This is a genomic window from Pseudomonas sp. 05T35 (assembly GCF_056396605.1).
The window spans coordinates 1-3,353 of the sequence record NZ_JBFTLU010000472.1 but is presented as its reverse complement, the minus strand read 5'-3'; the positions used below and the strand labels follow the sequence as shown (position 1 = coordinate 3,353).

The following is a 3,353-nucleotide window of genomic DNA, read 5'->3' as shown; positions in this document are numbered from 1 at the left end:
GTGGTTAATCTATTCGCGAGCAAGCGAACGTCGCCCGGCCCATCCCACAGATTGATGTGCAATATCTGTGGGAAGGGCCGGGCGAGTTTGCTTGTTCGTGAAGGCAATGGATCAGGCTGTGAATAACTTCGGCCGATCATTGATCTGTGGATAACTCAGCTCTTCTGGACTTTCACCGGACGCTTCCAACCATCGATATTTTTCTGCCGAGCCCGACCAACGGCCAACTGAGACTTATCCACAGTCGAGGTAATCGTCGAACCCGCCGCAGTAGTCGCACCGTCCAGGATATCCACAGGCGCTACCAACGAGTTGTTGGAGCCAATGAATACGTCTTCACCCAGGACCGTCTTCCACTTGTTGACGCCATCATAGTTGCAGGTGATGGTGCCGGCGCCAATGTTGGTGCGCGCGCCGACTTCGGCATCGCCCAGGTAGGTCAGGTGGCCGGCCTTGGCGCCTTCACCCAGATGGGCATTCTTCAATTCGACGAAGTTACCCACATGGGCGCGGGCTTCCAGCACAGTTCCCGGACGCAAGCGTGCGAACGGACCGGCATCGCTGCCCTCGCCCAATACCGCGCCTTCGATGTGGCTGTTGGCCTTGATGATTACGCCCTTGCGCAGGGTGCTGTCCTTGATCACGCAGTTCGGGCCGATGACCACGTCGTCTTCGATGACCACGCGACCTTCGAGAATCACGTTGATGTCGATCAGCACATCACGGCCGACTGTCACTTCACCGCGCACATCAAACCGTGCCGGATCGCGCAATGTCACGCCTTGGGCCATCAGTCGACGGCCTTCGCGCAACTGATAGTGACGCTCAAGCTCGGCGAGCTGTTTGCGGTCATTGGCGCCCTGCACTTCCATCGCGTCGTGAGGTTGCTCAGTGTCCACGATCAGGCCGTCGCTGACTGCCATGGCGATCACGTCGGTCAGGTAGTACTCGCCCTGCGCATTGTTGTTGGAGAGCCGGCTCATCCAGTCCCCCAGATGACTGGCCGGCACCGCGAGAATACCGGTGTTGCCTTCAGTGATCGTACGCTCGGCTTCGCTGGCATCTTTATGCTCGACGATAGCGGTCACCCGCCCGTCAGCGTTGCGCACGATACGGCCATAACCCGTCGGGTCATCGAGCTCGACGGTCAACAGCCCCATCTGCATTGGCGCCACGAGCTTGAGCAGGCGTTGCAGGGTCGGGACTTCGATCAGCGGCACGTCACCGTAAAGGATCAATACGGTATCGGCGGTAATGAACGGCACAGCCTGGGCCACTGCGTGTCCTGTGCCGAGCTGTTTGTCCTGCAACACGAAGTTCAAGTCATCTGCTGCCAGACGCTCGCGTACCGCGTCGGCGCCATGGCCAATCACCACGTGAATGCGCTGTGGATCAAGTTGGCGGGCGCTGTGGATAACATGGCCAAGCATGGAGTTCCCCGCCACCGGGTGTAGCACCTTCGGCAGAGCTGAACGCATGCGAGTGCCTTGACCGGCAGCGAGAATAACGATTTCTAGAGACATGACTGGCTACCAATCCTGGATGGTCAGCGGCTGCGACCAAGAGGTAAATTGCAAAAAAAGAAAAAGGGTAGCCGAGGCTACCCTTTTTAATCAATCACACAACAAGCGGGAGGCTTATCAGCCGCCGAACTTCTTGCGGATCTGCTGGACGGTGCGCAGCTGAGCTGTCGCCTCGGCCAGACGAGCGGCAGCGGAACCGTAGTCGAACTCGGCGCCTCTTTCATGCAAGGCCTTCTCAGCAGCCTGAACGGCTAGCTGAGCGGAGGCTTCGTCCAGGTCGGCAGCACGTTGCACGGTGTCGGCAAGAACCTTGACCATGTTCGGCTGAACCTCGAGGTAACCACCGGAGATGTAAAACACCTCGGTTTCCCCACCCTGTTTTATCAGGCGGATCGGACCTGGCTTGAGTTCAGTGATCAGCGGTGCGTGACCCAGAGCGATACCAAGATCACCCAGGCTGCCGTGCGCAATCACCATCTCGACCAGACCGGAAAAGATTTCTCCTTCCGCGCTGACGATATCGCAATGGACTGTCATAGCCATCTGCTTGCCTCAACCTGATTAGCGCCCGTTGCCGGGCGCCGGGATTACAGTTTCTTGGCTTTCTCGATCGCTTCTTCGATGCCGCCGACCATGTAGAACGCTTGTTCTGGCAGGTGGTCGTAGTCACCGTTGAGGATGCCTTTGAAGCCAGCAATGGTGTCTTTCAGGGAAACGTATTTACCCGATGCACCGGTGAAGACTTCRGCMACGAAGAACGGCTGCGACARGAAGCGCTGGATCTTACGAGCGCGGGATACCAACTGCTTGTCGGTTTCCGACAGCTCGTCCATACCCAGGATCGCAATGATGTCCTTCAGTTCTTTGTAACGCTGCAGAACATACTGAACGCCGCGAGCGGTGTCGTAGTGGTCCTGACCGATCACGTTCGGGTCCAGCTGACGCGAAGTCGAATCCAGTGGATCTACCGCTGGGTAGATACCCAGGGAAGCGATGTCACGGGACAGAACGACAGTGGCGTCCAAGTGGGCGAAGGTGGTCGCTGGCGACGGGTCAGTCAAGTCATCCGCAGGTACGTATACCGCTTGGATCGAGGTGATCGAACCGTTTTTGGTGGAAGTGATGCGCTCTTGCAGAGTGCCCATCTCTTCAGCCAGGGTCGGCTGGTAACCTACTGCAGAAGGCATACGGCCCAGCAGTGCGGATACTTCAGTACCGGCCAGGGTGTAACGATAGATGTTGTCGACGAACAGCAGAACGTCGTTACCTTCGTCACGGAACTTCTCGGCCATGGTCAGGCCGGTCAGAGCTACGCGCAGACGGTTTCCCGGCGGCTCGTTCATCTGACCGTAAACCAGTGCCACTTTGTCCAGAACGTTGGAATCCTTCATCTCGTGGTAGAAGTCGTTACCCTCACGAGTACGCTCACCCACACCGGCGAACACGGAATAACCACTGTGCTCGATGGCGATGTTACGGATCAGTTCCATCATGTTTACGGTTTTGCCTACACCGGCACCACCGAACAGACCGACTTTACCGCCCTTGGCGAACGGGCAAACCAGGTCGATAACCTTGATGCCGGTTTCCAGCAGGTCGTTGCCGCCAGCTTGCTCAGCGAAGGATGGCGCAGGACGATGAATGCCCCAGCGTTCTTCGGTGTCAATCGGGCCAGCTTCGTCGATCGGGTTGCCCAGTACGTCCATGATCCGGCCCAGAGTCGCTTTACCGACCGGTACGGAGATGGCTGCGCCAGWGTYRKTGACKTCCAGACCGCGCTTCAAGCCYTCGGTGGARCCCATCGCAATGGTACGAACCACRCCGTCGCCC

Annotated in this window: 3 protein-coding genes; all 3 read right to left on the bottom strand. The window is 58.0% G+C overall.

The features are described 5' to 3' along the window. Window positions 1-155 precede the first annotated feature (155 nt). The gene (gene glmU / locus AC1DH9_RS25495) at window positions 156-1,523 is read right to left on the bottom strand and encodes a bifunctional UDP-N-acetylglucosamine diphosphorylase/glucosamine-1-phosphate N-acetyltransferase GlmU (protein ID WP_427541418.1); all 1,368 of its coding nucleotides are present in this window, start codon (window positions 1,521-1,523) and stop codon (window positions 156-158) included. A 117-nt stretch (window positions 1,524-1,640) separates the two neighbouring features. After that, window positions 1,641-2,066, bottom strand: a complete 426-nt coding sequence (locus AC1DH9_RS25490) for a F0F1 ATP synthase subunit epsilon (protein ID WP_216742487.1) — start codon at window positions 2,064-2,066, stop codon at window positions 1,641-1,643. A 44-nt stretch (window positions 2,067-2,110) separates the two neighbouring features. Next, the coding region (gene atpD / locus AC1DH9_RS25485; RefSeq protein ID WP_477809014.1) for a F0F1 ATP synthase subunit beta at window positions 2,111-3,353 on the bottom strand (1,243 nt) is incomplete at its 5' end.

What these genes read in the sequence shown, in the direction of transcription:
- glmU (WP_427541418.1), bottom strand. Translation starts at nt 1,523, where the DNA reads ATGTCTCTAGAAATCGTTATTCTCGCTGCCGGTCAAGGCACTCGCATG.
- AC1DH9_RS25490 (WP_216742487.1), bottom strand. Translation starts at nt 2,066, where the DNA reads ATGGCTATGACAGTCCATTGCGATATCGTCAGCGCGGAAGGAGAAATC.